Here is a 24,262-nt window from a genome sequence, read left to right as displayed (position 1 = left end):
TAATAATAACTAGCTATATTTCAACCCTATATAAAACTATCTTTTGTTTGCTAATCTAAATAACTATTTATTACGATAAACTGGAATTTGCCACTATCAATACTTATAACAAACTCTCTTCCTCCGCTGGACGATGTTGTGGCAAAGTAATATACCATCTTACACCATATTTATCCATTACAACAGTTGCTAAAGGACTCCACGGAAATTCGCATACATCAGTTATAACTTTACCTTCCTCTTTCAAGATTGAAAAAATGCGATAAAACTCATCTTTTGACTTAACGGTATAACCCATCTCAACAGGATTATCATACGACAAGTCCATGCCATTGGGAAGGTTCGCATCATTTGCTTCTGCAACGGCCAGAAAAGGCGCACCATCCTTCAACAATTCTGAATGAAAGTAATTTCCGTCTTCATTTAGCACATGATATCCTAGTTCAAGTCCAAATACATTACAATATAGCTCAACAGCTTCTTTACTGTTTTTTGCATAAATGCCTATTCCAATACTCATAATTCATCTTCTCCTAACTTTAAATATAAAAAGTTCTGATTCATACCTACAAATTCTAGTTTATAATTCAATGAAATATCTCTTCCTATTGGCTAAAATATTTACATAGTATATCACTTTAGGCTTGTTGTATTTTGTAGTTTTGTGCGATACAAAAAATAAGACCAGGCATTTACACCCAGTCCTATCTAAAACTATTCTTTTATTATTACAAATAATTCATATACTCTGCCACTTTGAGCATATTGATTTCATTATGTATACACTCATAAGTTCGTTCTATTCTTAAACGATAATTACTTAATTCTTTTAGAATTGTATATCCTCTATCAATAATATTTAGAGTTTCCCCGTTTTTTAATAGGATTTGAATTGGATCATCAACAGTTTTTCTATATATTATTTCTTGTTGTGTTTTACAAACATCTATTTTATTAACTAATCTTATATTACCATCATCCATCTGATTTTCATTTACTCCTTCCTCAACCACAACAGCTTCTTCATTATCTATCTCATCTTGGCTTTCTTCAAGCGCTGCTACTTGTTCTACTGTAGCTGAAGTTTGGATTAGTATACCTTGCATTTGCTCATTCTGAATTTCTTCTGTATCCCGTACTATTTTTAATTCTCTCTCTGTACTACTAGATATTTTATTAAATCCTTTTCTTTCAAGTATCATTATAGCTAGCTCTTTAAACTGTTCATGGTTAGGTAATATTTCCGCTTCTACCTTATTAATAACCCATTTTAGTTTTTCCCAAAAATAAGTATCATTAAAGAAAATGAACTTTTGAGGGCTATCTACTTCCTCTAAGATTTCAGCATAATTGAATACCTGATCATTCTCCAATAACCAAGCATATAAAGCTTCTGCCATCTTTTCAAAGAGTACCAACTGCTTTTCATATATTATTTTTGCATACCAATAATATCTTGTCATGAGAAAATGTTCTACCGTAAAGCATGCACTTTCTTTAATACAGAATTTCTTATGGATTTCTGTCCCTGTTGGTGTTGATACTACCTTCTCTATTAGCCTACAATTATTTATTATATAGTCAAAATCGAAACCACCGAATTCTACCCCTGTATTTACAGAATCTCTCATTAAGTAATCGAGTCTATCAGCATCTAAATCTGAATGAAGTACCTGATTATACCAGTGAATACTACTTTTACCTACTATTGTTTTAGCAATAATATCTATATCTTCATCATCAAACTCATATTGTCTTAAGATATGCGTAATACCACCTTCAAAATCTGTATTTTTAACAATATAAGCTCCAAGTTCTTCATGATGTCCACTAGCATTTTTAGTTCCGTTTTTATACCTATCCTCTACGTTGATATTCTGCCCATCAGCTTCATCTCCACCATCTAAGTTCATTATAAGGGGCTTATGATACTTCTTGTAGACTGCTTCTAAAGTATGTGATAAAGGGTAGTGCCCTATATCATGTAATAAAGCGGCCATTCTTAATCTTAGAATATCATTATTACTTATATGTTCTCTAGATTGTTCTCTTAGCTTACTTACTATTCTATCCATTACAGCTAATACCCCTATAGAATGTGCAAATCTAGTATGAACAGCACCAGGAAACATATAATATCCTAAACCTAATTGCTTTAAATCTCTTAACCTTTGAAAATAAGTAGAGTTAATTATAGATTCTTCAGCTTTAGTAATTCTTACAAAACCATGTACATTATCAAAAATACGTATCTCATTATATTGAATCTCTCTTGTTTCATCTGCAGCTATTGGCATCTATTGAACTCCTTCAACTAATTCCCATGCTCTACTTAAAGTCATTTCATGACCTTGATATAAATGAGGTTTTATTGTAGCAAATTTAGCGAATATCACTTCTTTACTCGTATCCGTATCAAAAAACTCGTTTTTTAGGAAATCTAAAGTTGCAATAGTTTCTAGCCAATCACTGTCATCATAGTTATTATCTAGATATTGTTTTACTTTCTCAAGTTTTGCTTCACCACTAACACTCAATACAAATGGAGTTGGATCTGTTTCAAATTCGTCAAGGTGGGCCACCATGTCATACCCCTTTGATGCCAGCTCTGGACAATAAGGTCCGTTTATATATAGGTTATAGCTATATCCAAAATTAAAACCATTTCGTTGCATAGCATAAACTAATTTTTGGAATATTATTCTATATTTCTTACTACTTTTGAACTCAGAGAAATTATAACCTAGTTGTGTTAGTAGACAGTATAACTTTTTTTCAGTTTTTTTATTTTTTAAGATACACATATCAATCACTCCTTAAATTTATATTAAAAACAAGGGCCAATAGAAAACACTCAAAAGTATGCTAATTCTAGCTCCCCTTTGAGTGCGCTTCTGATGATTAGATACTACATTATTTTTTATGTTTTTTCAATGTTTTTTTATATTATTTAGAATTTTTTTGTATAATTTATAGTTATGTACTTTTATATTAATTAACTTTAACAACAAATCTACGTTTTAGCATAAAAAAAGAAGGGTACGGCTTTTGGCCCTACCCTAGTTTACTATACTTTATAATTAAATCTCTTACATGATTAGCATTGTACTGCTTATACTCCCACAGGAGCTTATCTGAGATTATCTTATCCTTAACCAACCTATCTATGCCACCCATGTTCTTTAATAGACCTGGAACGTATTCTAGTTTAAATTTAGTCACATCATCCCATGCACTAAGAACTGATATAATGTTTCGCTTGTATAATATCTCGGCAGCTTTCTTTAATTCTGTATCTTCTGTACCCATATTAACTTTTACATCTTGTTTTAACTGTAACCATGCTCCACTATGCTCTACATAATACTTAGGACATAGCTTCTTAGTTACATCATAGTGCCTTATAATCGCTGTGGTAGGCTCTAAACTGTAGCGCTTGCATAAGTCTGCTAGTAAGTTAATAAGGCTCTTGTAGGTTATTTCTGAGAACTTACCTTGCCAATCAGGATGGCATACCTCTATACCTATAGAATAGCTATTAGCATTGTTAGCATGATAAGCAATTTCGCTTTCTGGCACACACTGGATGATTTCTCCTTGAAGTCCTATGATGTAGTGTGAACTAGCAAAAGACTTTCTCTCTTTTAGGCTCTCGAAATAATTCCTATTTGCTATTGCTGTAGAATTTGCATTACCTACCCAATGTACTACTATGTTTTTAACCTGCTTTAATTTAGTACCTGGTCTACTGTATTGATTAACTGTTAGTAGTTTTTGTTGTATCTCCATCCTTATTGCCCTCCTCTACTCGCTTAGCGTCTATAAATCCTTCAGACAGGATGTAAGCGATTAATGTTCCACCACCCATAACAATAGTTGTAACTTGCTCTACAGTGAGCGTAGGTACATTAAAAGCCACTAGAATAGATGTAATAAATCCCACTAAGGCTATCCAAAACTTCCTACTACTAAGTTTCTGTTTCCAATTCACTTTCATCTTTCTTCGCCCCTTTGCTAATATTCTCTTTCTTGGCCTTATCTAAGTAAAAGGCTATGACTACCCCTGTCTCACCAAATACGCTCATAATTAGAGTAGATAATGCTGATAAGTCACGTAGATAAATCATAGCTCCCATACTAAACAAAGTGACTATAATACAAAAACTAAGCACTATAGCCACGATACGTTTGCTGTATTCGATTTTCTTTTTCTTCTTCGGTTTGCTTACCCATTTTAGCGCCATTTACTCACGCTCCTTAAAAACCGACTTCTCTAATGCTTTTACACGCTGTCGTAATTCTCCTATATTAATATCATCTATTTTAGTAGATAATTCGTTAACCTTATTAGTAAGAGTATCTAACGAAGCTTTGATGACTCCATCTTCATAACCTCGCTTTCTTTGCCCTTGCATTTGGCCAAAAACAAAACCTAGCATAGCTATTCCTAAGCTAATAATCCAATAAGCATTTTGCATCACGTTCCCCTTTCTGAAATTAAGGCATAAAAATAACACATATCACTATGTGCTTCTCTATGCCTTAGATTAAATTATTGTTGTATTTGTGGTGTTGCTAAAATTACGTTCATTTCAATTTCTGTAATTCTTCCTTTTTCTTGCTGCCCCCTTACAAAATCCTCTGTACATCTACCCATTACCCACATACTTAAAATAAAATTGTAATACATAATATTTCCTCCTCTATATTTCCATCATGATTCCCATGATGACTTCTTCAGTATTTGTCATTCTTGATTTTAATTCATTATATTCCGCTATTAATTCATTAAGTTTTTCTTCTGTCGTAGGCTCTGGACAAATATCAATTTGTTTTGGCACATATTCTCCATCTATTAAGTCAAAATAATCATTTAGATATTGTGCATAAACCTCCTCGGCTGTTTGTCCTGTTGTCTCATTGTTTGTGAATATCCCATGTTTATTTCTTAAATATTCCAATATTACCACCCCTCCCAATTACACACAAAAGTACAAATAAATCTTACATATGTGTCACTAGGTGTTCCTCTTACAGATACTACCCCGTTAGGTGCAAAACTAAAAAACATTGTGTTAGGAGAAAATGGAGTAGAAGTATAAGACTCCATTCCTATATCAAATGCTATAATTGGTTTACATCCGACAGGTAAAACCATTATTGTAGTAGGGTCTGTTTTTACGCCAGTCACAAAAAAGTCGGTAATCGTTACCGTATTTCCGACCCTAGAAATTTTGCATTTAGTTGTTCCATCGTTGTGTTGCCATCCATTTAGCATATCTACTTCTTCTATAGTGTTTAAAACATTGATTTGTTCTTGTAAATTCGTGTCTCTAGCTTCTACCTCCGTACACATATCATTCATTACGTCATATCTTACTGGTGTAGTGCTTTCAAATCTAGTTAAAGCATTCATTATTCATACCCCCCTAAACAAATATAATTATTACCTTGCACTAAAAAACACACCCTGTCATTTAAGGTAGGTGTGTACGCTTTAGGTTTTTTATAAGTATTACTAGAATCTTCTCCATCAAATTGCACCTGAAATGGCGAAGTGCTTGTGACAGTTCCACATTTTAATGTAGGCTGTTGCTTCTTCAGCCTTTCAATTTCTGCATTTAAAATACTAAAACTATCTTTCACTATATAGCCACCACCTTTCTACTTTCTACTTTTGATTGCTGGCCTACAGCACATTTAAACGTAATGGCTGTTATTGTATATTTAGCGTTTATATCACCAACCTTAATCCATATGTTTGGCATATATAAATCCATAACATCGGGGTCTATTGCTGTTTCAAAACTTAGATGACTAAACTTGCTGTTATACTCATAAGCGGCTTTTTTAGTTATTGCTTGTAAAGTAACTAAGTCAGTAGCTTCTACACTCTGTGCATCAACTATATTACGTCCACGATTAACCGTAGATGTTGGACTGTCAGCGTTGTTATTGGTGTAAGTAAAGCTTAATGGAGTAGCCACATCTAAGTTATTAGTATAGCGTACAAATACATTAGGCACATAAAATAAATCTGGCTCATCCACCATGTCCGGTAAAATTATACTAGCTTCATTATCCTCATACGTTTTTACATGTTCTTTGTCTGTTGGTAGTACGTAAGGTTCGGCTTTAAATACTCCATCCTTATCGACCCAAAGACTTGTGTAATTTATACTGGCTAGTAAGTCATTAATAATCTCAATCTTAGAAGTGCCTATTTCGTAGTTAAATTCGCTGTTAAGGGTCTTTGTAGAGTCGGGAATATTATAACTATTATTGTTGCCTATTAATCTCTTAACCTCATTCACAACATTAGTTCCTACAACTGCCGTGTACCTAGTAGTAACCTTGTCATCAAGCAGTATCTGCAATAAGCTGTAGGCTGTAATATTTCTAGTCTTTTTGGTTCCTGTAATATTTCTGCTAGGAGAACACAGCATAAACACCCCTAGCGCTACCCTGACTTTATTTAAAGTCATGTAAACCTTAATTCTATCCTTTAAATAATCAATGCTACTATCATCATCCATAACAATAGTAGCACTAGATTTTAGTTGGCTTAGAAATTTGTAGGAAATAGAGCAAGACTCTACATTATAAAGCTTCTTTTTAAATGTATTAGTGTTGTCAAGTAGCTCATACTGGAAGCTTAAATACCTTGTAGACATCTTACTCACCCCTCTCCGTTAAATGTTACGGCTCCGTCAAATTGATATGCTCCATCAAAGAACACGACAGCGACATTGCCATCACCTTTATACATATCTTTCTCAATAAAGCTTACTTCTGTAAAGGTAAACCCCATACTGTACAAGCTGTTAGTAATCGGTGTTTTTGTAACATTGGATGTAACTTTTCCATAAATCTTTTCCCCTCTACAGTCTCGATAAAGTATTACTTCGCTGCTATCAAATATGTCCATAAAAGCATCATATTCGCTAGACTCTACAGTAAAGCTACACGTTGCAATCTTATATTTAACTTCTCCTATTTCTGGTTTAGGAGCTGCGCATCCGGCATAAATGGTAGTAACTATTTGCCTAATTTCTTGTACTCTCACACTAGGATCACCTATAAATTCTATAGATTGTGTTAGGTCGTCGCAATTAGCAAAGTTAAAATTGCTTATACTAATACTTGCATTAACCACATCACTTTCTATGATTCCCCCAGTTGTCCCTATAGCACGTACTTTATAGTAATGTGTTCCACTTCCCAAGAATTCATCTTCATAAGTAAAATTATTATCGAGATTATAAGCTATTCTAATCCATTCACTTCTAGGAGACTTTCGCCAAATTTCGGCTTTTTCAAACTCTGCATTATAGGTAATGTTAAAGTTAATAACTATGCTGTTTTTGTTTGTAGCATAAACATTAACATTAGGCTTGTTAGGCACCACAAACGCTGTAGTAATCTCTTTAGTATTCCATGCAGACCATAGTCCAAATTGATTTTTAACACGTACTGCTATTGTATACGTGCTATTATTGGCAAGTGCATAAGTAGATGTGTAAGATGTATCGCTGCTTACCACTTCGTTGGTATTTAATACCTCTATTCCCTCACTATTACTAATTTTAAAGTGATAGCTTGTATAAGCATCAACGCAAATCCAGTTAAACGTAGGAGTAGCGCTATTATAAATGCTTATATCTTCTAGCTGTGGCGTATTAGGGGTAGCGTATGCTAAAAATGTAACAGTTTTAGTAGCCGTCAACAGTTGCCCAAATAAAGTCTTAGTTATTTTTAAAGTCATTGTTTTGGTTCCACTTCTTAGCGTTTTAGCTGGTACAACCAGGCTATGTTGAGTGGTTCCGCTATAAGTTAATGTATCTATAGTTAACACATAAGTTTCTTGGTTAGCAGCAACCCAAGATACAGTAATATTATTATCTGCGTTTTGGTTTACATTGTCAGGTTCCAGGCTGATAATACTTGGGCTATTGTAAGTAATGACTTGTTGTGTTTCTCCAACATAATAATAAGCTTTGCCATCTTGTTGGGGTTCAGAAGTATCCTTATGGTATCCAGCTTCTACTTTAAACGTAATGGGCAACAAGCTATTATAGGATAGTTCACTATTAGCAATAGTTACCTCTGTATCTGCCGCGTCATTATATGTTTTTGTGCCTGTCTTAGCGCCAATTGCAGCATTGTTTTGTATAGCTGTTACGGTGTAATTATCTGCTAGTGGCGCATTAAAAGTAATAGTAAAATTATCACTTTCTATGTTGGCACCTGTTACTACTGGAGTGATAGAATATTCATACCACCTTAAATGGAGTCCAAAGTTTCTAAACGTTCCAGTAACTCCTGTCAAATAAACCCCATATTGAGCGTTTTTAAAGCCATCATTTGTCAACCAATATACTTTTCCGTAATCGTATAATACATTGTTTAAACTATATATTTTTGTCTTGCTAGGAATAGTATTGTAAGTTGTATTTGCGTTAAATGCAGAACCTAGATATCCCACCTCTCCAAATCTAGATTGTTCTTCATTAATAGAGGACAGCATAAACCTACTAAGTGCAACACTGGGAGAACTATTCATAGCTGACATGTCAAATTTCAATAATACGACATCCGTGCTTGCTAAAGTGAATTCAGTTCCATTTAATATTCTTGTGCCTACGGTATTAGGTGTGCTAGCTTTATATAAATATCCTTCAATATAAGGAAAATCAAACATTTTATTAATCAACTACCTCACCCCATTCTCATATTTACTTGTGCATTGTTACACATCTCCACTACATCCACAAATTCTTTCACGCTGTTGGCTGGAATAGTGACATAAAAAGTGTTGTGTGTAGCTCCACTATTAACCATCTGCTCACTCTGTTGATTATTAATAACTTTCTCCCCACCACCAAAGTACATGAGTTCTCTTCCTTTTTCGCCTACCCAGTGCCATCCCTGTGTAGCGTAGTTAGTACCAGTAGCATAGCCACCTACATTAGGAGTAGCCATTGTTGTATATGTGCTACCGGATGCGGCTTTTTGTAATTTACCCATCTTGTCATACATTTCCTTGTATGCTTGATACTGCTTGTCGGCTAGCTTTTGAGTTTCATTTGTATACTTTTCATCCATTTCAAGTAGTTTTGTTTGAATCTCAGCTTTAGCTTTCAATTTCTTTTCTTCTTTTGCACGATCTAAATCAACCTCTCGTTGTAGTTGTTTTTCTCGCATTTGCATTTTTTCATTGAATCGTTTAACGTCCTGTAGGTCTGTCATGTCATACTTTTCTTTAAGTTCTTTCTCATATTCTGCTAAACGAGCATCCATGTATGATTTATACGTATCATCTAAACCTTTTAAGTCATTTTCTAGTTCCTCTTGGATAGCCTTTATGGCATTTGCTGTAGCTTCTGCCGTTTCAGTTGCTTTTGCGCCTGTTCCGTCTAGGTTTGTTTGCACTTCTTGCATTTTATCAATGCTTACACCAGGAATAAGATTTAAAGCGTCTATTACACCGTTACAAGCCTTAACACCTACATTCTGTACATCCGTAAAAAAACCAGTAGCTCCATCGGCAGCGTCTTTAAAACCTCCCAAAATCATATCCATGTTTAAGGTGAGTACACCTAAGGCCACTCTTAGGATACTTGCTATAACTTTAATAACAGGCTCAAGTACTAACTTAATACCTTCTAGCACATTCTTGAAACCTTCAATAAAACTATTCATAGATTCGCTTATTCTTCCAAAAACACCGTTAACAGCTTCAAATATTACGTCTAAAATAGGACTTAACAACTCTACAACCGTATTAAAAACCGCGATAACTGGCTCTATCCACGCGGTCATGATATTTATTATATTTCCGATTATCGCAGCTACTTTGTTATACAAATCAGAAAAAAGACCTAAAACCGCATCAACCCATATAAGCATACGGCTTATGATAGGCTCTAGCATTTCAAAAGTTGCAATTTGAACAGACTCCCACTTACTTTGTATACCCTTAATAAGACCATCTACGTTATCAGCCATAGTCTTAGCCATGCGGTCTGTTGCACCTGCCGAATTATCTATTGCATCAGCAAGCTTGTTAAAATCAGCTTCACCTGCATTAATTACAGCTAAAAAGCCGGACATACCAGTTTTACCTGCTATAGACTCAGCATTCATTATCTTTTCAGACTCAGTCATTTGGTCAAAAGCTTCTCGTAAGTCTAAAATTACATCCTTAAGCTCACGCATGGAACCATCCGAATTAGTTGTAGCTATGTCCATTTCTCCAAAAGCTTTAGAACTAACCTTACAACCTGTTGCTAGTTCGGTAAACATACGTCTAAGTGCTGTACCAGCCATAGAAGCTTTAACACCACTGTTAGCCATAAGACCCGTCGCTAAGGCTACATCTTCAATACTATAACCGGCAGCACCTGCTGCTGCGGCACAATACTTGAATGTTTCGCCCATCATATCTACGTTAGTGTTAGAGTTACTAGACGCTTGGGCCAACACGTCACAGAATCTAGCAGTTTCTTCTGCGCTCATTCCAAAAGCAGTTAAAGCATCTGTTACAATGTCTGATGTTCTACCTAAATCACCATTATTAACAATAGCTAAGTTAGCCAGTGGGTCTATACCAGCTAGCATATCGCCAACTTTCCATCCAGCCATTGCCATATATTCCATAGCTTCACCGGCTTGACTTGCTGTAAGAACTGTGTTTTTACCTACTTCTTTAGCCTTATCATTTAAAAGTTTCATTTCTTCGGCTGTAGAACCACTAATAGCTTTAACCTTAGACATTTGCTTTTCGAACCCTATACCAACTTGCACAGAAGCTTTAATAAAATCTAGCAGTGCCTTAGTAGCTATAGCTATACCAGCAACAGCTAACGCAACATAAGCGGCTTGTAAACCACCCACGGCGCTAACTTGATCTATAAGTGTGCTCTTAAGACTTCCTAAGTTTGCGCCAAGAGATTTAGTTGGGTCTAAGGCTCCTAACAATGCATTTTTTAAATTTCCAAGTCCAGTTTGACCGTTTGCACCAACACTCGTTAGACTTTCTTTTATCTTATTAAGTTCACTAGCTACATTTGTTTTATCAATAGCCACCTTAATGGATAGCGTAGCTAAATTTAAATTAGCCATTGTTATTCACCCCCTCTAATTTCTTCTTAAGACTTCTTAAGCCTTGTAAATCACACTCTTTAGTTGTTAGCCTTATACCATCAGCAAGTGCTTTTTTACCACCTGGACATTTTAAAATGTTGTTTATATACGCATTGCGACTAAGCAACGCAAACTCATAGAAGTCTATTTTTTTAACATCTAAATAGCTCATATTGCAATAGTCCGCTACTTGCTTATAAGTAGCTACGACGTTATCCTCGTAGGTAAAAAGAGTAGAAATGTCGTACTTTTTCCCCTCGTCATCATCTTTAAAGTGAGCAAAGGGGATTGTTAGTTTGGGTTTGCTAAAACTCCTTGGCACCACATAAAGTAATCTTGTAAAATTTCACCTTGTGTAAAAATGTCGTAACCTTGATCTGCTAGCCATTCTTTCGTAAATACATGTTTTTCTACATTGTTATTAAGCACCTTAAGTACTAAGTCCCCTATAGTAGCAAGAGCGCTAGCTACATTTTCCGTACTCATTCCGGATACTTGTTCACCTATTTCAACGAATACCTCCTGGCTACACCTTTTCACGTGTACAATCTCTTTTTCTTCTTCATCAAGGGCAATTTCCCATGTTTTAACCTTATTTGACTTTTTCGCTAAGTTATAAGCCACTTAAAATTCCTCCTTTATACAAATAAAAAAGAGAGGTTTCCCTCTCTCTTAAGCACTTAATTGTGGTAATTCTTCTTCTATAATTACTAATGTACCCTCTGCATCTTGTGCAAATGCCTTGATCTCAGCATCAATTACAGTAGCGTTTTCTTTCTCAAAAGGTAGACTGAATCCTGCTGTATTCTTACCCTTGATTGTCACACGAATATAGCAACCATCATCCTTTTTGTGTCTAAAGCGAATAACATAATACTTACCATTAGCGTTATCACGACCACCAATTTTAGTAACACGTTTACCTTTAGCTTCTGCTGTGGCCGGTGTTGTTGTTACTCTAGCAGTTTCGCAAAGCATTGCAATTACGTCACCATTCCAAGATAAAATTCCAGTACCGAATGTAACATCTTCTTTCGTAATAAAGCTCTTTACCACTTGCCCCTTGGAATCCTCTACATCTTTATAAGTAACCCCATACTTAAGCGTTGCGCCACTATCAATATGTGCCACACAATTTGCATCTACTTCCAACTCCGCGTCTTCCGGTATAGCATTTGCATAAAGTTGCATATATAAATCGCCACTACCGAGTGTAACTTCTGTTGTATCTGCCAATTTATCCATTTAATTTCCTCCTTGATAAAATAGTATAATTTGCTTTTAACTTATAAAATTTGAGATCATCATCATAATAGGAGCCACCACCATTTTGACTCACTTCTAAAATATTGTTTGTAAGTGGTGTATCTCCAATCGTGATAAGTAATTTATCTACCTGCTCTTTTATTTCGTAACACCTTAGTAGGTCGGTGTTGATAATGGTTAACTCAAACTGACTTTGTTCTTTAATGCCATCATTTGTTAAAGGTATAAAATTATAGCCTATACCATCAGTTAGTAGCGGCATAGGCATTATTTTAGTATTTGTTACTGTGGCTTTTAAAAGAGTTTTTAGGATAGTGTCATTTTTAAGTATCGTTATTAGTTCAATAAGTACCACCTAATCACCCCTTTAAGATATTTATAATTTCTGATACGTGATTATAAACAGCGTCACGCAAAAAAGGGACTCCGGAAAAACTTCCGTGCCCCTCATGGAACGGTACAGCATACTCAACGTCAGTACCTACCGTAGTAGTTAAGTCGTTTACATCATGACTTATACTTGCCCTCAAGATACCACTACGATTATGCCCTTGCATATTTTCTTTAGCCTTATTCTCTGCAAATTGCCCGACACGCTCTATTTTGTGTTCTAACATCTTATCTATTTCATCAGCAACAGCTCCATTAATAATTACAGTAATATCACTCACTCATTACCACCTCTTTCAATAGTAGCTGTGTAATCCTGCTATCAGTATTAAACGACTGTACTTCATAAGTTATATCGTTATTAAGAATACGATAAGTACCGCGCTTCTCAAAACCTTTAAACATAGTTATACCAGTGGGTGCATACTTACGGTACACAGCATCATCTGTAACTGTAGAATAAAGCTTGCTAGATGTAGCTACACTAATATCTTGTATAGGTTCCCACGACTCTTTCCACTGCCCCAAGGCGTCTTGTACTCTTACAAGTTGTTCGAGCGTAAACTTTATATATCTCATAATAGCTTCGCCCTCCCTCTGCCGATACAAGGTAAGCCTAGCGCCGATAGCTGGTCGTTAATATAACTATGATAGCCTTTTACAAATGTCTCAGACATACCATCAGCTTCGTAGTGGCTAGTGCCCTCGTGATTAAGTCGATTAATCTTTATGATTACAATATCCTCAATTACGTTATCCCATGTATCACTATACGCTTTACCTGTAGACTCTAATTCTTTCTTGGTTTTATCAATAAGGAGCTGTATAAGCACCTCATCGGTATTACCTGTTAGCGTTTTAATATTTTCTAACACAGCTCCTCACCCACCTTTTAATTAAGCTGTAGCTTTTGTCATTTTAATAGACTTGGTTTCATCTACTAGTGCGATTACACCATAACGAGCATAAACTACTGTATTTTTCTTAGCTTCTACATCACGCGCTTGTTCAATAGATGCGTCTTTCTTAACAAAGAACTTAACAGCATCTTTTGATGTGATATAAACTGTATCAGCAGGTACTAATTTTGAGAATAGTACAGGAATACCGGCGATAGTACCGAATTGACCAGTATAGAGGATTTCACCTTGTTTAGCTGCTTTAAAATCAGCATCTTTACGAATTTCTTTTCTTTGAGTGTTATTCATAATAACGAACATACCCTCTTCTACTTCTTGATCAATCACAGCTAAAGCATCTACAATATCATCATATTTAAAAGCTGATGCTTTTGGCCATGTTGTAGCATTTGTGATCTTAGCTAATTCCGCAAAATACTCAGTCTTAACTTGATTAGCCATGAGTGTAGAAGCACCTGTGGTAGCAACATCTAAGAAGTATGGGTCTTTCATAACATCTTCATCAAGATATTTAAAAGTTTGTTGGTAACGAGATACTGTATAATCTGTACCAACGTAAACAACTTTTCCTAGTTGTGCATCAGTATTTTTTGCACCAGCTGCTAATTTTTCTACACCACCTGAATAAGTGTACTTATTAATAGTTTTCTTCATACCTGCTACTTCGGTTAAGCTGTAATCAATAGTCATTAAAGACTTAGCTTCAAGCTTAGTATTTACTAAGTCTGTCATCTTGTTCTCAATTACGCTATTAGCATAAAGTGTATGTGTTGGGTCTGCAAAAAATTGTAAAGATAAAATAGTATTTCTTGCTTTAGTAATAAACTTTTTCATGTAATCGCCCTCCTTATTGGCATAAAAATAAGCGCCCTCTTAAGCGCCATAATAGGTTTTGTATAGTTCCGGATTAGATAAATAAAGCTTGTTTTGTTCGAAAAGTGGAAGCTTTTTAAAATCCTCTTTAGATACAACATCATCTTTATTATCTCCACCTCCGGCAGGTGGTGTCTTGCCTTTTATTCTTGTTTCTACTTCTGCTTTTACAGCATCTTTAAAGGCTGTTTCAAAGCTGTTAATGTTAGCTAAAGTTACCTCAGCATCAGCGCCAAGTAAGAAGTTCGCAAAAGAAGTTGATAAACCTCTCTCTTTAAGCACATTCTCACATTCTAACTTGTCCTCGGCTTGTTTTAGTTTAGCTTCTCTTTCTTCAAGTGCTGCTATTCTTTTCTTAGCTTCTTCTTCTGCTCTTTGTGTAGCATCCAAATTAGCTAGTCTAGCAGCTTCTGCTTTTTCAGCTTCTAGTTTAGCATTATAGTCTTTTTCCCACTTAGCTTTTTCCTTAGCTAATCTCTTAGCAATAATGTCATTAACTTGATCTTGTGTTAGAGTCTTATCTTCGGCTGGTTTGTCATCCTCATTATTGTTATCATCTTCACCCGCAAAAAATTGTAAGTTAAACCATGCAGCCTGTGTTACAGTCCTAAAAGTATTAAAGTATCTATTTCTTAATTTCATAATTCCTCCAATTTAACGTCTTTCGACTTATTCCTCAGTTTATAGCGTCATGGTGGACAATATAAAAAGCACTAGCAAGCTACTCTCTGCCACCTCCTAGTAACAGCTCATTCACTCATATAATCGCTAGTGCTTAAATTTGTTCTACATAATCAATATCTCTTAACCTGATAGCAATTTCTTTTCCATCTACTTTTTTGGCAATCAAGTACTCGTTATCTGCTTCTTCTTCATAAATATTCGACACATATTCTTTAAAATCATAATCAGTAACAACCTCAACACACTTACCTTTAAAATAAATTCTAATCGTCAACTCTTTCACCCTCATTCATTTCAACAATTATGCAACAGCGACAGTGTGGATGTAGAGGTGGTGGACTTCCACCTTTTAAGCTAAAAAGCTTACCCTCGTACTCGCTATAACACTCGTCACAAGCATCAACTTCAAGTAGCACCCTGTAGTATTCATATCCTCGTTCTATTGCTTTGTTTATTGCTGCACTATTAAGCACACGCATAGTCTCGGTTCTTACTAACCGCCTACTATCACTTAAGCCTACTTCTAATCTGCTAGCCAAGTCACGACTTACACTTTTCCAGTCCTTACCTAGCACAGCACTATTAGTAATAACCCTTGTAAGCTGTTCTTTAAGTAAGTCTTGCCTTTTCCAAACACGGTCACTAAATGCAGCACCTTTAAAGTTAGCATTAGCCACTTCATAGGCTGTTTGAGGATTTAGCAAACTAAAAGAACCACTTAAGCCTTCACCGCCGAGATAACGAGCGGATTCCGTGAAAGTGGTTTCATATAAAGCTTGTAGTTGTGAGTTTATTATGCTTATTTCTTGCTGTCCTAAACCTGTAAGTATTTTATTTATTTGATCTTGTAATACAATGTATCTACCGTATTGGTAAAGCTGCCATTGGCTAACCGAGCCATTCTGCAACATCTTAAGCCACAAGTCATTCACTAAGGCTTGTAATTCTTTAGTAGTTGATTTGTAAATCTTAAGTATTTCCTTATCCATACGCTTTGTACCTTTGCGGTACTGATTACCTATTAATCTTTCTTCCCAATAATTAGTTCTCAAGGTCATCACCTAACATTCCAGATGTGTCTATTCGCTCTCTTTCTCTTTGAGCATCACGTTTTTTGAGTTCTTCAAGAGGGTTAGTAATACCAGGAATAAGGCTGATTAATGTTTCATCACTAATCAAGTCTCTAAGCTTGCTAATTGGGTCTGCTATACTTTCTAAACCTTGTGGGATGTTGCGGTTAAATGTAATCTCAATATCACGATAATCATAATTTGTATCAATGCCTTTAACATTAAGCAAATGTACTATTTTTTCAAGCCTCTGCTGTAGACCTTTTTTAAATTTTTTCTCTTTCTTGCTTACTAAATCCTCTGTAGCAAGCAGACTATAAAATACGTGTGAAGCTGTGGTATGAGATACAAAAGCACTTGGGTCCAGGTTAGGAACTTTACTAAGCTTGTGAATTTCATCAACTGTACGTTTCTTAGTGTTCTCACATTGCACATCATTAGCGTTTTTAGTAAGCCATTGTACAACCGCTGCTTGTCCACTATCACCACTGGTGGCTTGAATGATACGATTATTCTTCATGTCCTGAACGCTATTTGTATCAATCTCACAGTTAGCAAATAGTAAATAAGCATCACTAAAATAATCCAACTCATTAAGCGTATCACTACACATCAAATCGTAAGCGTCTATTAAGCTAATAACCTTTTCAAAGTCACCCTCGTAAAAGTTATTGTTAATATATTCGTTGATTTGAATATATCCAAATACATTCTCTACAGTATCAATAAGTTTTAAATCTCCTACGCTTAAACCTCTATACTCACTACATCCAACATCATCATATACCCATGCTGTAACAGTAGTAACAAAAGTTACTGGATCCTGTTCCTCACAGTAGCGGATAAAGTATTTCATGTTATTCTCTACAGTGCCATCGTAAACCGGAACACTCTCTAAAGTATTTAGGCATTTAAACCTTGTATGACCATCTTCATCAACATACATGACTTCATAGGCTCTACCGTAAATACTTTGACTTTCAGCGATGGATAGGTCATTGTCAGCGGAGTCATTATAATTCATGATATTAGCAATTTCACTATTTAGAATATCGTCTTGCGCTGAATAAGATACCGGCTTACCTACCATGTACGCCGATAGTGTATCTGTGATATAAGCAGCATAAGCATGAGCTAATTTGTTGTTAGGCTTACTAGCGTCCTCGAATGTACGATTAATGATTGTATCATTCTTGGCTTTATAGTAGCGCTCTAGCTTTTTCAAGCGTGGTAATTCTTGTGCCCTGAATAATTCTATATATTTTCTAATTAAATCTAGCGTTAATTCACCTCTACAAGTAAACATTTGTCACCTCCTTTACAATCCTAATACTGCTTTATTAAGCGTTTTAACTTTACCTTTTCTCACCTTCTGAATACCATATCTCATAGCGTCCATTAAGTGATTAAATTTATCAATCGGTTCATTAGTATACTCACCTGTTTGTTTATTCTTCTTCCAACTGTAATTGCTAAACTCCATAATGTGATTTTCACAGCTAGGAAGCACATATATCTTGAATTGTTGAATGTACTGTATACCTTGAAGTACTGACCCTTTACCTTTCCAACTTCTTTTAATTCGACTTATACCATACTGTGTTCTAAGTTCATCTATACTTTGTTGGTCTTGACAATCTGCTGTAATAACTTCTTTTTGAAAACCATGATATATGATTTCAGCAGCTAATTGATTATTCAATAGTCCCTTTTTGTATATTTCATCAAATATCCATATCTCACGCTGATCTTCATTTACTACAAAGGCACTGAATGCAGCGGGGTCATTAGTATATCCAAAGTCCATGCCAAAACAAGCGATTCCAGTTTTAAGCTTCTCACGCCAATCAAAGTCTTTAATCTCATAGGCAAATATAAGCTTATCAAGTGTAGCAAAGTCACCTTCTACATAGATTTTGTAATAGATTGGATTGCTATCTTTCATAGCCATTAATGAGTCAATGTAAGACTGTGGTAAGAATTTATTGTCCTTAAATGTAGTCTTAAGCACGAACATATTACTCGGAGTAGTATCAGGGTCATCTCTGTGAAAGTACTTGTACACAAAGTTATCTTTACTTACAGGGTTAAAGGCAAAGTACATTTGTAAATTATCAACTTTTGCTCTTAGACGTAAATCAAGTTGAGATACCTCATCAAGTGCACCCTCTGTAACCTCTTCATAGAAAATATCAGTTATGTTAGCAATAGACTTTATTTTTTGGTCATCATCCATACCCTTGAAAATAAAAATAGAGCCGTTCATCAGCTCTATAGTCATATCTGTTTTATTCACTTTGCATTGATCGTAAATCTTAAAAAAACTAAGGGTATCTTTTAACATTTGAAAAGTACTATCTCTATGAGTATTGCCTACTTTTCTCACTACAAGTATTTTTCTCTTACTCTTAAGAGCTTTAAGAACTAGCTTTTGCCAAACAAAGTGCGACTTACCGGAACCGGCACCACCATAGTAGCACTCATAACGGTGAGAGTAGTCGAACAAGTAAGGCAAATAAGCATCATTGAATATTTGTGGGTCTAGTTTTAATTCCATGTGTCAATCACCACGCTTAGATAGTTCGAGTACTGTTGTTGTATGTTTAATAGTCCGTAATATAGCATTAAAATAACAGCGTCTAACCTGTCACCATAATTACTATTGCTCACTGTAACATCTATTAATCCTTTAGTTTTGTCCTGCTCGTTAATCATCCAATCAAGCATCTGCAAGGCTGCACCAATTAAAGCACTCACCCCAGCACACACCACATCTTGGCCACTAGGAGCATAACAAGCATGGCCATATATTCTAAAGCCATCATCTCGTATAATTGCTGTTATCATAATGTATCACCTTCTTTCGTGTCTCTCGCTAATTGTGAGCGTCGTATAGACGTTTTATAGTGTTCAATGTTCAGATGTTAGGGTAAATACTAAGGCACTTGTACGAGCGTGATAGCTAGGGTTATTTTTGTGTAAAAATATTTTGAGCAACTATTCGCCCGCCCCAGTCATATGTCAAGGGTGGTGTACCCCATCTACGCACACACCATCTTCGCCAATATGCTATTTTGTTTAGTAGCAGTGTTACTTTTATATTAAAACGATAAAAACGAAAACTAATTCATAGTGTGCTAAACATAATAAAAGAGCGCAACCAATGACTATCAAAGGCTACACTCTTTCATATTCTTTATGTTACTATTCGCTAAAGAAAGCTATCGCGAAGAGTTACGTAACATCTAATCGTTACTGTCCGCCAGTGTGATAACAATTTCGCTAGGGTTTTGCGTTACGTCTACTTTCGTGTCTAAGTATCCATTTAGCTTCATAATGTTCTCACAAGCCTTTAATGCTGTTCTGCTATCTTGACACTTCATCAGCTTTAACGTAGTTTTAATAGCATCCGACAATCCTTCCTCGTACAATCTTTCACATGCTGTTTGATAAGCTTTCTTAAACTTCTCATTATCTAGCCACTTGTACAAAGTACTTCTAGGAATACCTAATGTCTCACATGCTTTAGTCTTGTGTCCTCCGTTGCTTATAAGTTCATGGATCATGTCTATTTGTCTTTGCTCTAACTCTTCACAGTAAGCAAACGTACCGTCTGCATTACGTGGCTTATCTTGTTTATAACCTCGCTTGTATTCTCTTGCCATTTGCTCACATCCTTTCTTGAAATAAAAAAGAGATACTCTGCGATTGAGTACCTCTATTGTTTAGTTAGATATTTATTAAATAGATCTTCACTAGCTCTTGCTAGATTCTTTATAATATAATACTAGCATATATGCATAGGACATGCTAGGACATCTTTTCTAGCTTTTCATAGATTCTCTTGTATATCCTAGATGTATGCCTGTATGTATATCCTAGTATACAGGATATCTCTTCTAATGGCTTACAATCAATGTAATGCAATCTTATTAGCTTCTGTTCTTGATAGTCTAGCTTGCTAATCATGTCTATTACTTCTAACTCCTCCTCGGCTACTTTCCCCCATAATTCAATATACTTATCTCTTAGGTCTTTTAACTTACATAATGCTTCTGTAAGCTTATCATTATTCCCATGGCATATAGGCATGTTATCAAAGTTAGTACTGCTTACGCTAGTCATGTGCTCTTTTATTTCTGCTATTCTATATTCTAATTCTCTTGCTTGGTCTAGTAAGTTTGCATATCTTTGCAATTTTTGTTTAATAGTCAAATATAAGTCACCTCACAATTTTTATAAAAAGCGTGCATGAAATGCACATATTATTTTATTATTTATTCTTTACATTCTTGTTTGTGTCAACTTTCTGTCAAGTTCTGTGTAGTTTTGCTGTTACTTTGTTGTTATAATTGCTGTTAACTTGCTGTCATTCTGCTGTTATGTAGTAGCCTAAAACTGTATGATAGCCATAGTGTAAAGCTTGTTACTTTTCACACTGCTTTGCTGTTACTTTTGCTGTTATAAAACTAACAGTTTTGTTGTTCAAAAACCTGTTCTATTTTTTAACCATTTTTACAGCATTTTAGTAGCTATTTAAATGAATAATTATAAGTAAATATAAATAAATATTCTACTCATTTTAAATCTCCTAACTAGTAATATTTAACTTCCCCAAGTTGTTTACCACTAGCTGTTATAAATTAATTATTTTACAACTTCAATGCTCCTAACCTCGTTAAAATTTAGAACTTTCAAATCTGCATTATATAGCTCGCTACAGTCAAGATAAATTTGACCATTACTGAAACTTGTGACCCTACCAGTAATATTATCTTGTCCTACAGGTGTAATTATTTCTACAATATTACCCTTTCTGATTATTTCTTCATTCTGTCCTGTTTTAAAGAAAATAACGTTTTCTTCGTTTATCATACTTTTCACTCCTAAAAGTCGAATTTGATTACTTGTGTATATCCGAAAACTTCTCGTACACCTGTCCATTCACGTAGTATAAGTTATAATCATTCTGCTCTATGTAATGCCATTTCCCCTCTTCATGTCCTTGTTTAAGGTAATCATGTAACCAGTATTGAGTTTCAAAGTTTGGACCGACCATTTGTCTAAAACTCAACTCACTAATCTTATCTGATTCCTCTACAAACATTTGAATGTAATCAATATCTTTAACTGTCATTTCTTCTGTAACTACAAAAACAACTCTTACAATCTCCATCCCGAACTTATCAACATTATTGAGTTTATTTATATCTCTAAGATGATATACAACCCTACTAAATTCTTCTACTGGGAAGGCAAATCCAGCATCCAGGTAACTAGTGTGCATTTCTAGCGGTATGTCTAACGCTCTTGTAAGCTTAAATAACTTCATGTAATAGTCCATGTGTTGTCTAAATTCATGCAATGGATCACCACCACCAGATAGAGAAATAAAATTACAATCGTTTTCTACATATCTTGTTAGTAAAGAATCGAGTCCTTCTAATGTTGTTTCTGGCACATCTATGCCATTTTCTCTAACTATGCAGTACGGACACTTTCCATGGCATCCAAAGTTAGTAATAATACTCATGTATTTATCCAATGTATTTCCTCCTATGTAGAAGGTGCCAACCTAAGCCAGCACCCATGTATTTAATACCCACCTTTATTTTTAATCATCCATTCTTTTAATTGAACCTGTGCTTTTGCAAAAGCAAACTCCATATCGCAATCTTGTACATCAATAACAGTTTCTCCGTGATTCTTATTAGTGCATTTATATCCTACTTTAATACTCCAGTCCACAATGCTTGAATAATACACTTCTAAATTAAATCCGTTATCATCAGCTATGCTATTGAAAAACTTTAAAAATGCTTCCATGTGTACCTCCCAAAATCAGATTTGTTACACTTCTTTCATTTCAATTCCATTAAGTATTAGTTTATTAATTTCCTTTTTACCTAACCATTTTTGCCATTGACCACAGTCTTTACAATATAAACCTGTTTGAGTTGATGCTTTCTTTTTCATCATTGCCATATTTGTGCTACCACATCTACATTTAATTGACTCCATAATCTTTTCACCTTCCAAAACTTATATTTGTTAATCTTCTACACCGTCAAGAATTAAAACTTTATCACTATGCCCAATATCAGAAATCCCTGTAACTTTAAAATGTCTAACATTTGGGAACTTTGAAAACCCATCTGTAAAATTAAACTGTACATCAAAGTCTTGGTACTCCAACAACTTTTCTGCTAAATCTTTAGCCTTCATATTATCAACTCCTTTAACAATCTCTGATTTTAATTAGTAAAGCATTTTTATAACTTCATTAAGTTTTTCCTTACATTCATCAATTACATCTATTCCTTGTATGTTCTCAATTTCAGAAAGTGCGTCACCTATCTTTTGTGAAATATCATCTAAGAAATCGTTAACCTCGTCTTTTTCCAATAACTCTTTTGCTGCATCTTGATTTTCCATATCATCTACAATTTCTTCTACTATCCATACTATTAATCTATCTTTATTCATACTCTTTCTCCTTTACAATTTTGGATTTTATATCATTGTCTCTATCAGCATTACATTTTCTTTTGGTTTTAGTCTCCCAACTACTAATCTATGTGTTTCATCAAATTCACGTTTACATTCTTTTACTGAACCATAATATATGTGTATACCACTACTATTTACAATACGAACTGCATCTTCATCGTCCATCCTGCAAAGTACATCAACTACAACCATCATCTACGTATCACCCTTTCAAATTCTTATTTTTTCAAACAAAAAACCACCAACTGTTTATTAGTTAGTGGTTTTTTACTTTGCCATTATAACTGTACTATATATGATACTTAACGCTTTATACAATATTCTCTCCTAGTATGATCTTGGGCATTGTCGTAAGGCACCTGTTCCATCTCTTGTAAAATTGCTCTAATCCAAGCTTAGATACTCTCGCATGCACCTCTTCATTCTCAACTACCCAATATAAAACATAAGTTACTTTGCCTACATTCTTCGTTAACCTAATAGGTAGTTCTCCTTCTTTAACTGCATTAAAATCTTTCTGTCTATGTGTTCTTTTAATATATTTTACCTCAATTACACCTTGTTGGCTTGTATAAAAGTCTGCAACTTCTTTCATCAGCAATTCAATTTCTTCTTGTTTATCGATTTTTGCCTCATATATACATATCTCATTAAACATGCGCATCTCCCCTTTAGAAGAGTATACCACTAACCAATATTCAGTTGTCAAAGTTCTTACCCAAAATTCATTTTGTTAATATTAATGATTTGCTTCATAAAATGCCCAGGCAAACCCCATAGGAGTAGCTGATCTGTCGTTTGCATTTCTAAATTTCTTGCCTGTAGCACTAGTTCTTGTCCACATTGGAGATTCTTTAAAAAATGGTTCAATTCTTTTAGTTACTGGTGTATTAAACTCACCCCAAAGCCATGTCATTTTATTGTATCTATTTTCATCTTGTTCTTCGCCCTCTAAATATCCTGCAAAATCACATGGATTGAATTTGAATTTAACCTCTCCTAGCTCTGGGTTAAGTTTGTGTATCCTACTCATTGGGTTTTCTATAACCCAAAACTTAGGCTTAAAGTATTCTACTATCTCCATTGTTTTCTTTACTAATTCAATGCTTTTTGCTGTAGTCCCATCTGCATCCTTTCTAGCAAAATGCCTTGCACCACTTAATGAAAAGTCTGTACAGGGACAAGCTGCTAAAATACCATACACTCTTTCTTTAGGTATAAGATGATACTTCCAATCAAGTATGTCTATACCCATTTGTAACTCTACTTGGATAACCTCAAATCCATTTTCTCTGTAAGGTTTACTCCAGTTCCCTGTTAAGTCAAATAAGCTTAAAATTATATCTCTCTTCATTTTCAGCACAGGAGTAAACAGCTGTTTATTGTCCGGACAAACCTCTTTAC

Annotated in this window: 39 protein-coding genes; all 39 read right to left on the bottom strand. The window is 34.9% G+C overall.

Annotation, left to right across the window (positions count from 1 at the left end; all coding sequences use genetic code 11):
• Positions 1-103: 103 nt before the first annotated feature.
• The 39 genes from CLOLE_RS21685 to CLOLE_RS21665 all read right to left on the bottom strand — a co-directional run bounded on the left by CLOLE_RS21685 (position 104) and on the right by CLOLE_RS21665 (position 24,212).
• Positions 104-520, bottom strand: coding sequence for a VOC family protein (locus tag CLOLE_RS21685; RefSeq protein ID WP_013656024.1), 417 nt, complete (start codon positions 518-520; stop codon positions 104-106).
• A 208-nt stretch (positions 521-728) separates the two neighbouring features.
• Entirely contained in the window at positions 729-2,297 is a 1,569-nt protein-coding gene (locus CLOLE_RS05095; RefSeq protein WP_013656023.1) for an HD domain-containing protein, read from the bottom strand.
• Positions 2,298-2,804, bottom strand: coding sequence for a hypothetical protein (locus tag CLOLE_RS05090; RefSeq protein ID WP_013656022.1), 507 nt, complete (start codon positions 2,802-2,804; stop codon positions 2,298-2,300).
• 250 nt (positions 2,805-3,054) lie between these two features.
• Complete coding sequence (locus CLOLE_RS21680; RefSeq protein WP_013655875.1) at positions 3,055-3,789, bottom strand: peptidoglycan recognition protein family protein; 735 nt, start codon at positions 3,787-3,789, stop codon at positions 3,055-3,057.
• Positions 3,758-3,997: a phage holin family protein gene (locus CLOLE_RS05080; protein WP_013656021.1), complete on the bottom strand. Its 240-nt coding sequence runs from the start codon at positions 3,995-3,997 to the stop codon at positions 3,758-3,760. The genes CLOLE_RS21680 and CLOLE_RS05080 overlap by 32 nt, the downstream gene beginning before the upstream one ends.
• Positions 3,969-4,244, bottom strand: a complete 276-nt coding sequence (locus CLOLE_RS05075; protein WP_013656020.1) for a hypothetical protein — start codon at positions 4,242-4,244, stop codon at positions 3,969-3,971. Before CLOLE_RS05075 ends, CLOLE_RS05080 begins: the two co-directional genes overlap by 29 nt.
• Entirely contained in the window at positions 4,245-4,478 is a 234-nt protein-coding gene (locus tag CLOLE_RS05070) for a hypothetical protein (protein WP_013656019.1), read from the bottom strand.
• 74 nt (positions 4,479-4,552) lie between these two features.
• Positions 4,553-4,690, bottom strand: coding sequence for a hypothetical protein (locus CLOLE_RS22875; protein WP_013656018.1), 138 nt, complete (start codon positions 4,688-4,690; stop codon positions 4,553-4,555).
• A 13-nt stretch (positions 4,691-4,703) separates the two neighbouring features.
• Positions 4,704-4,970 (bottom strand): hypothetical protein, encoded by a 267-nt coding sequence (locus tag CLOLE_RS05065; RefSeq protein ID WP_408610348.1) that lies wholly within the window; start codon positions 4,968-4,970, stop codon positions 4,704-4,706.
• On the bottom strand, positions 4,964-5,416 hold the full coding sequence (locus tag CLOLE_RS05060) for a hypothetical protein (protein ID WP_013656016.1): 453 nt from the start codon (positions 5,414-5,416) through the stop codon (positions 4,964-4,966). Before CLOLE_RS05060 ends, CLOLE_RS05065 begins: the two co-directional genes overlap by 7 nt.
• Positions 5,416-5,646 (bottom strand): hypothetical protein, encoded by a 231-nt coding sequence (locus tag CLOLE_RS05055; protein WP_013656015.1) that lies wholly within the window; start codon positions 5,644-5,646, stop codon positions 5,416-5,418. Before CLOLE_RS05055 ends, CLOLE_RS05060 begins: the two co-directional genes overlap by 1 nt.
• The gene (locus tag CLOLE_RS05050; RefSeq protein WP_013656014.1) at positions 5,646-6,674 is read right to left on the bottom strand and encodes a hypothetical protein; all 1,029 of its coding nucleotides are present in this window, start codon (positions 6,672-6,674) and stop codon (positions 5,646-5,648) included. The genes CLOLE_RS05055 and CLOLE_RS05050 overlap by 1 nt, the downstream gene beginning before the upstream one ends.
• A 5-nt stretch (positions 6,675-6,679) precedes the next feature.
• Positions 6,680-8,713 carry a hypothetical protein gene (locus tag CLOLE_RS05045; RefSeq protein ID WP_041712915.1) on the bottom strand — a complete coding sequence of 678 codons (2,034 nt, stop codon included), beginning with the start codon at positions 8,711-8,713 and terminating at the stop codon, positions 6,680-6,682.
• 5 nt (positions 8,714-8,718) lie between these two features.
• Positions 8,719-11,124 carry a phage tail tape measure protein gene (locus tag CLOLE_RS21675; RefSeq protein WP_013656012.1) on the bottom strand — a complete coding sequence of 802 codons (2,406 nt, stop codon included), beginning with the start codon at positions 11,122-11,124 and terminating at the stop codon, positions 8,719-8,721.
• Positions 11,117-11,470 carry a hypothetical protein gene (locus tag CLOLE_RS05035; RefSeq protein ID WP_157864041.1) on the bottom strand — a complete coding sequence of 118 codons (354 nt, stop codon included), beginning with the start codon at positions 11,468-11,470 and terminating at the stop codon, positions 11,117-11,119. Before CLOLE_RS05035 ends, CLOLE_RS21675 begins: the two co-directional genes overlap by 8 nt.
• A complete protein-coding gene (locus CLOLE_RS05030) occupies positions 11,437-11,769 on the bottom strand; it encodes a hypothetical protein (protein ID WP_013656010.1) in 333 nt (110 codons plus the stop codon). The genes CLOLE_RS05035 and CLOLE_RS05030 overlap by 34 nt, the downstream gene beginning before the upstream one ends.
• Positions 11,770-11,817: 48 nt before the next feature.
• Positions 11,818-12,390 (bottom strand): hypothetical protein, encoded by a 573-nt coding sequence (locus CLOLE_RS05025; protein ID WP_013656009.1) that lies wholly within the window; start codon positions 12,388-12,390, stop codon positions 11,818-11,820.
• Complete coding sequence (locus tag CLOLE_RS05020) at positions 12,383-12,766, bottom strand: hypothetical protein (protein ID WP_013656008.1); 384 nt, start codon at positions 12,764-12,766, stop codon at positions 12,383-12,385. The genes CLOLE_RS05025 and CLOLE_RS05020 overlap by 8 nt, the downstream gene beginning before the upstream one ends.
• A gap of 4 nt (positions 12,767-12,770) precedes the next feature.
• Positions 12,771-13,082 (bottom strand): hypothetical protein, encoded by a 312-nt coding sequence (locus CLOLE_RS05015; protein WP_013656007.1) that lies wholly within the window; start codon positions 13,080-13,082, stop codon positions 12,771-12,773.
• Complete coding sequence (locus CLOLE_RS05010) at positions 13,075-13,380, bottom strand: hypothetical protein (protein ID WP_013656006.1); 306 nt, start codon at positions 13,378-13,380, stop codon at positions 13,075-13,077. The genes CLOLE_RS05015 and CLOLE_RS05010 overlap by 8 nt, the downstream gene beginning before the upstream one ends.
• Complete coding sequence (locus CLOLE_RS05005) at positions 13,377-13,676, bottom strand: hypothetical protein (RefSeq protein WP_013656005.1); 300 nt, start codon at positions 13,674-13,676, stop codon at positions 13,377-13,379. Before CLOLE_RS05005 ends, CLOLE_RS05010 begins: the two co-directional genes overlap by 4 nt.
• A 21-nt stretch (positions 13,677-13,697) precedes the next feature.
• On the bottom strand, positions 13,698-14,555 hold the full coding sequence (locus CLOLE_RS05000; RefSeq protein ID WP_013656004.1) for a phage major capsid protein: 858 nt from the start codon (positions 14,553-14,555) through the stop codon (positions 13,698-13,700).
• 39 nt (positions 14,556-14,594) lie between these two features.
• Positions 14,595-15,236, bottom strand: a complete 642-nt coding sequence (locus CLOLE_RS21670; RefSeq protein WP_013656003.1) for a DUF4355 domain-containing protein — start codon at positions 15,234-15,236, stop codon at positions 14,595-14,597.
• A 133-nt stretch (positions 15,237-15,369) separates the two neighbouring features.
• Positions 15,370-15,552, bottom strand: coding sequence for a hypothetical protein (locus CLOLE_RS04990; protein WP_013656002.1), 183 nt, complete (start codon positions 15,550-15,552; stop codon positions 15,370-15,372).
• Entirely contained in the window at positions 15,542-16,330 is a 789-nt protein-coding gene (locus CLOLE_RS04985) for a structural protein (protein ID WP_041712913.1), read from the bottom strand. Before CLOLE_RS04985 ends, CLOLE_RS04990 begins: the two co-directional genes overlap by 11 nt.
• Positions 16,320-17,654: a phage portal protein gene (locus tag CLOLE_RS04980; RefSeq protein WP_013656000.1), complete on the bottom strand. Its 1,335-nt coding sequence runs from the start codon at positions 17,652-17,654 to the stop codon at positions 16,320-16,322. Before CLOLE_RS04980 ends, CLOLE_RS04985 begins: the two co-directional genes overlap by 11 nt.
• A gap of 12 nt (positions 17,655-17,666) precedes the next feature.
• Positions 17,667-18,905 (bottom strand): PBSX family phage terminase large subunit, encoded by a 1,239-nt coding sequence (locus tag CLOLE_RS04975; protein WP_013655999.1) that lies wholly within the window; start codon positions 18,903-18,905, stop codon positions 17,667-17,669.
• Complete coding sequence (locus tag CLOLE_RS04970; RefSeq protein ID WP_013655998.1) at positions 18,896-19,195, bottom strand: ribosomal-processing cysteine protease Prp; 300 nt, start codon at positions 19,193-19,195, stop codon at positions 18,896-18,898. Before CLOLE_RS04970 ends, CLOLE_RS04975 begins: the two co-directional genes overlap by 10 nt.
• Positions 19,196-19,593: 398 nt before the next feature.
• Positions 19,594-20,013, bottom strand: a complete 420-nt coding sequence (locus CLOLE_RS04965) for a phBC6A51 family helix-turn-helix protein (RefSeq protein WP_013655997.1) — start codon at positions 20,011-20,013, stop codon at positions 19,594-19,596.
• A gap of 145 nt (positions 20,014-20,158) precedes the next feature.
• Positions 20,159-20,563: a DNA-directed RNA polymerase sigma-70 factor gene (locus CLOLE_RS04960; RefSeq protein WP_013655996.1), complete on the bottom strand. Its 405-nt coding sequence runs from the start codon at positions 20,561-20,563 to the stop codon at positions 20,159-20,161.
• 432 nt (positions 20,564-20,995) lie between these two features.
• Complete coding sequence (locus CLOLE_RS04955) at positions 20,996-21,223, bottom strand: hypothetical protein (protein ID WP_013655995.1); 228 nt, start codon at positions 21,221-21,223, stop codon at positions 20,996-20,998.
• Between the two features lie 28 nt (positions 21,224-21,251).
• Entirely contained in the window at positions 21,252-21,893 is a 642-nt protein-coding gene (locus tag CLOLE_RS04950) for a radical SAM family protein (RefSeq protein WP_013655994.1), read from the bottom strand.
• A 50-nt stretch (positions 21,894-21,943) separates the two neighbouring features.
• Positions 21,944-22,174: a hypothetical protein gene (locus CLOLE_RS04945; RefSeq protein ID WP_013655993.1), complete on the bottom strand. Its 231-nt coding sequence runs from the start codon at positions 22,172-22,174 to the stop codon at positions 21,944-21,946.
• A 24-nt stretch (positions 22,175-22,198) separates the two neighbouring features.
• Complete coding sequence (locus CLOLE_RS22870; RefSeq protein WP_013655843.1) at positions 22,199-22,369, bottom strand: hypothetical protein; 171 nt, start codon at positions 22,367-22,369, stop codon at positions 22,199-22,201.
• A 30-nt stretch (positions 22,370-22,399) separates the two neighbouring features.
• Positions 22,400-22,573, bottom strand: a complete 174-nt coding sequence (locus tag CLOLE_RS22865; protein ID WP_013655992.1) for a hypothetical protein — start codon at positions 22,571-22,573, stop codon at positions 22,400-22,402.
• Between the two features lie 33 nt (positions 22,574-22,606).
• Positions 22,607-22,834 (bottom strand): hypothetical protein, encoded by a 228-nt coding sequence (locus tag CLOLE_RS04940; RefSeq protein WP_013655991.1) that lies wholly within the window; start codon positions 22,832-22,834, stop codon positions 22,607-22,609.
• A 27-nt stretch (positions 22,835-22,861) separates the two neighbouring features.
• On the bottom strand, positions 22,862-23,023 hold the full coding sequence (locus CLOLE_RS04935) for a hypothetical protein (RefSeq protein WP_162145067.1): 162 nt from the start codon (positions 23,021-23,023) through the stop codon (positions 22,862-22,864).
• 145 nt (positions 23,024-23,168) lie between these two features.
• Positions 23,169-23,516 carry a hypothetical protein gene (locus CLOLE_RS04930; RefSeq protein ID WP_013655989.1) on the bottom strand — a complete coding sequence of 116 codons (348 nt, stop codon included), beginning with the start codon at positions 23,514-23,516 and terminating at the stop codon, positions 23,169-23,171.
• A gap of 81 nt (positions 23,517-23,597) precedes the next feature.
• Positions 23,598-24,212 carry a DNA cytosine methyltransferase gene (locus CLOLE_RS21665; protein WP_013655988.1) on the bottom strand — a complete coding sequence of 205 codons (615 nt, stop codon included), beginning with the start codon at positions 24,210-24,212 and terminating at the stop codon, positions 23,598-23,600.
• Positions 24,213-24,262 lie beyond the last annotated feature (50 nt).

Source organism: Cellulosilyticum lentocellum DSM 5427, from assembly GCF_000178835.2.
GTDB lineage: Bacteria > Bacillota > Clostridia > Lachnospirales > Cellulosilyticaceae > Cellulosilyticum > Cellulosilyticum lentocellum.
This window is presented reverse-complemented; position numbering and strand designations above follow the sequence as displayed.

What these genes read in the sequence shown, in the direction of transcription:
- CLOLE_RS21685 (WP_013656024.1), bottom strand. Translation starts at nt 520, where the DNA reads ATGAGTATTGGAATAGGCATTTATGCAAAAAACAGTAAAGAAGCTGTT.
- CLOLE_RS05095 (WP_013656023.1), bottom strand. Translation starts at nt 2,297, where the DNA reads ATGCCAATAGCTGCAGATGAAACAAGAGAGATTCAATATAATGAGATA.
- CLOLE_RS05090 (WP_013656022.1), bottom strand. Translation starts at nt 2,804, where the DNA reads ATGTGTATCTTAAAAAATAAAAAAACTGAAAAAAAGTTATACTGTCTA.
- CLOLE_RS21680 (WP_013655875.1), bottom strand. Translation starts at nt 3,789, where the DNA reads ATGGAGATACAACAAAAACTACTAACAGTTAATCAATACAGTAGACCA.
- CLOLE_RS05080 (WP_013656021.1), bottom strand. Translation starts at nt 3,997, where the DNA reads ATGAAAGTGAATTGGAAACAGAAACTTAGTAGTAGGAAGTTTTGGATA.
- CLOLE_RS05075 (WP_013656020.1), bottom strand. Translation starts at nt 4,244, where the DNA reads ATGGCGCTAAAATGGGTAAGCAAACCGAAGAAGAAAAAGAAAATCGAA.
- CLOLE_RS05070 (WP_013656019.1), bottom strand. Translation starts at nt 4,478, where the DNA reads ATGCAAAATGCTTATTGGATTATTAGCTTAGGAATAGCTATGCTAGGT.
- CLOLE_RS22875 (WP_013656018.1), bottom strand. Translation starts at nt 4,690, where the DNA reads ATGTATTACAATTTTATTTTAAGTATGTGGGTAATGGGTAGATGTACA.
- CLOLE_RS05060 (WP_013656016.1), bottom strand. Translation starts at nt 5,416, where the DNA reads ATGAATGCTTTAACTAGATTTGAAAGCACTACACCAGTAAGATATGAC.
- CLOLE_RS05050 (WP_013656014.1), bottom strand. Translation starts at nt 6,674, where the DNA reads ATGTCTACAAGGTATTTAAGCTTCCAGTATGAGCTACTTGACAACACT.
- CLOLE_RS21675 (WP_013656012.1), bottom strand. Translation starts at nt 11,124, where the DNA reads ATGGCTAATTTAAATTTAGCTACGCTATCCATTAAGGTGGCTATTGAT.
- CLOLE_RS05025 (WP_013656009.1), bottom strand. Translation starts at nt 12,390, where the DNA reads ATGGATAAATTGGCAGATACAACAGAAGTTACACTCGGTAGTGGCGAT.
- CLOLE_RS05010 (WP_013656006.1), bottom strand. Translation starts at nt 13,380, where the DNA reads ATGAGATATATAAAGTTTACGCTCGAACAACTTGTAAGAGTACAAGAC.
- CLOLE_RS05000 (WP_013656004.1), bottom strand. Translation starts at nt 14,555, where the DNA reads ATGAAAAAGTTTATTACTAAAGCAAGAAATACTATTTTATCTTTACAA.
- CLOLE_RS21670 (WP_013656003.1), bottom strand. Translation starts at nt 15,236, where the DNA reads ATGAAATTAAGAAATAGATACTTTAATACTTTTAGGACTGTAACACAG.
- CLOLE_RS04980 (WP_013656000.1), bottom strand. Translation starts at nt 17,654, where the DNA reads ATGTTTACTTGTAGAGGTGAATTAACGCTAGATTTAATTAGAAAATAT.
- CLOLE_RS04975 (WP_013655999.1), bottom strand. Translation starts at nt 18,905, where the DNA reads ATGGAATTAAAACTAGACCCACAAATATTCAATGATGCTTATTTGCCT.
- CLOLE_RS04970 (WP_013655998.1), bottom strand. Translation starts at nt 19,195, where the DNA reads ATGATAACAGCAATTATACGAGATGATGGCTTTAGAATATATGGCCAT.
- CLOLE_RS04965 (WP_013655997.1), bottom strand. Translation starts at nt 20,013, where the DNA reads ATGGCAAGAGAATACAAGCGAGGTTATAAACAAGATAAGCCACGTAAT.
- CLOLE_RS04955 (WP_013655995.1), bottom strand. Translation starts at nt 21,223, where the DNA reads ATGATAAACGAAGAAAACGTTATTTTCTTTAAAACAGGACAGAATGAA.
- CLOLE_RS04945 (WP_013655993.1), bottom strand. Translation starts at nt 22,174, where the DNA reads ATGGAAGCATTTTTAAAGTTTTTCAATAGCATAGCTGATGATAACGGA.
- CLOLE_RS22870 (WP_013655843.1), bottom strand. Translation starts at nt 22,369, where the DNA reads ATGGAGTCAATTAAATGTAGATGTGGTAGCACAAATATGGCAATGATG.
- CLOLE_RS22865 (WP_013655992.1), bottom strand. Translation starts at nt 22,573, where the DNA reads ATGAAGGCTAAAGATTTAGCAGAAAAGTTGTTGGAGTACCAAGACTTT.
- CLOLE_RS04940 (WP_013655991.1), bottom strand. Translation starts at nt 22,834, where the DNA reads ATGAATAAAGATAGATTAATAGTATGGATAGTAGAAGAAATTGTAGAT.
- CLOLE_RS04935 (WP_162145067.1), bottom strand. Translation starts at nt 23,023, where the DNA reads ATGGACGATGAAGATGCAGTTCGTATTGTAAATAGTAGTGGTATACAC.
- CLOLE_RS04930 (WP_013655989.1), bottom strand. Translation starts at nt 23,516, where the DNA reads ATGTTTAATGAGATATGTATATATGAGGCAAAAATCGATAAACAAGAA.
- CLOLE_RS21665 (WP_013655988.1), bottom strand. Translation starts at nt 24,212, where the DNA reads ATGAAGAGAGATATAATTTTAAGCTTATTTGACTTAACAGGGAACTGG.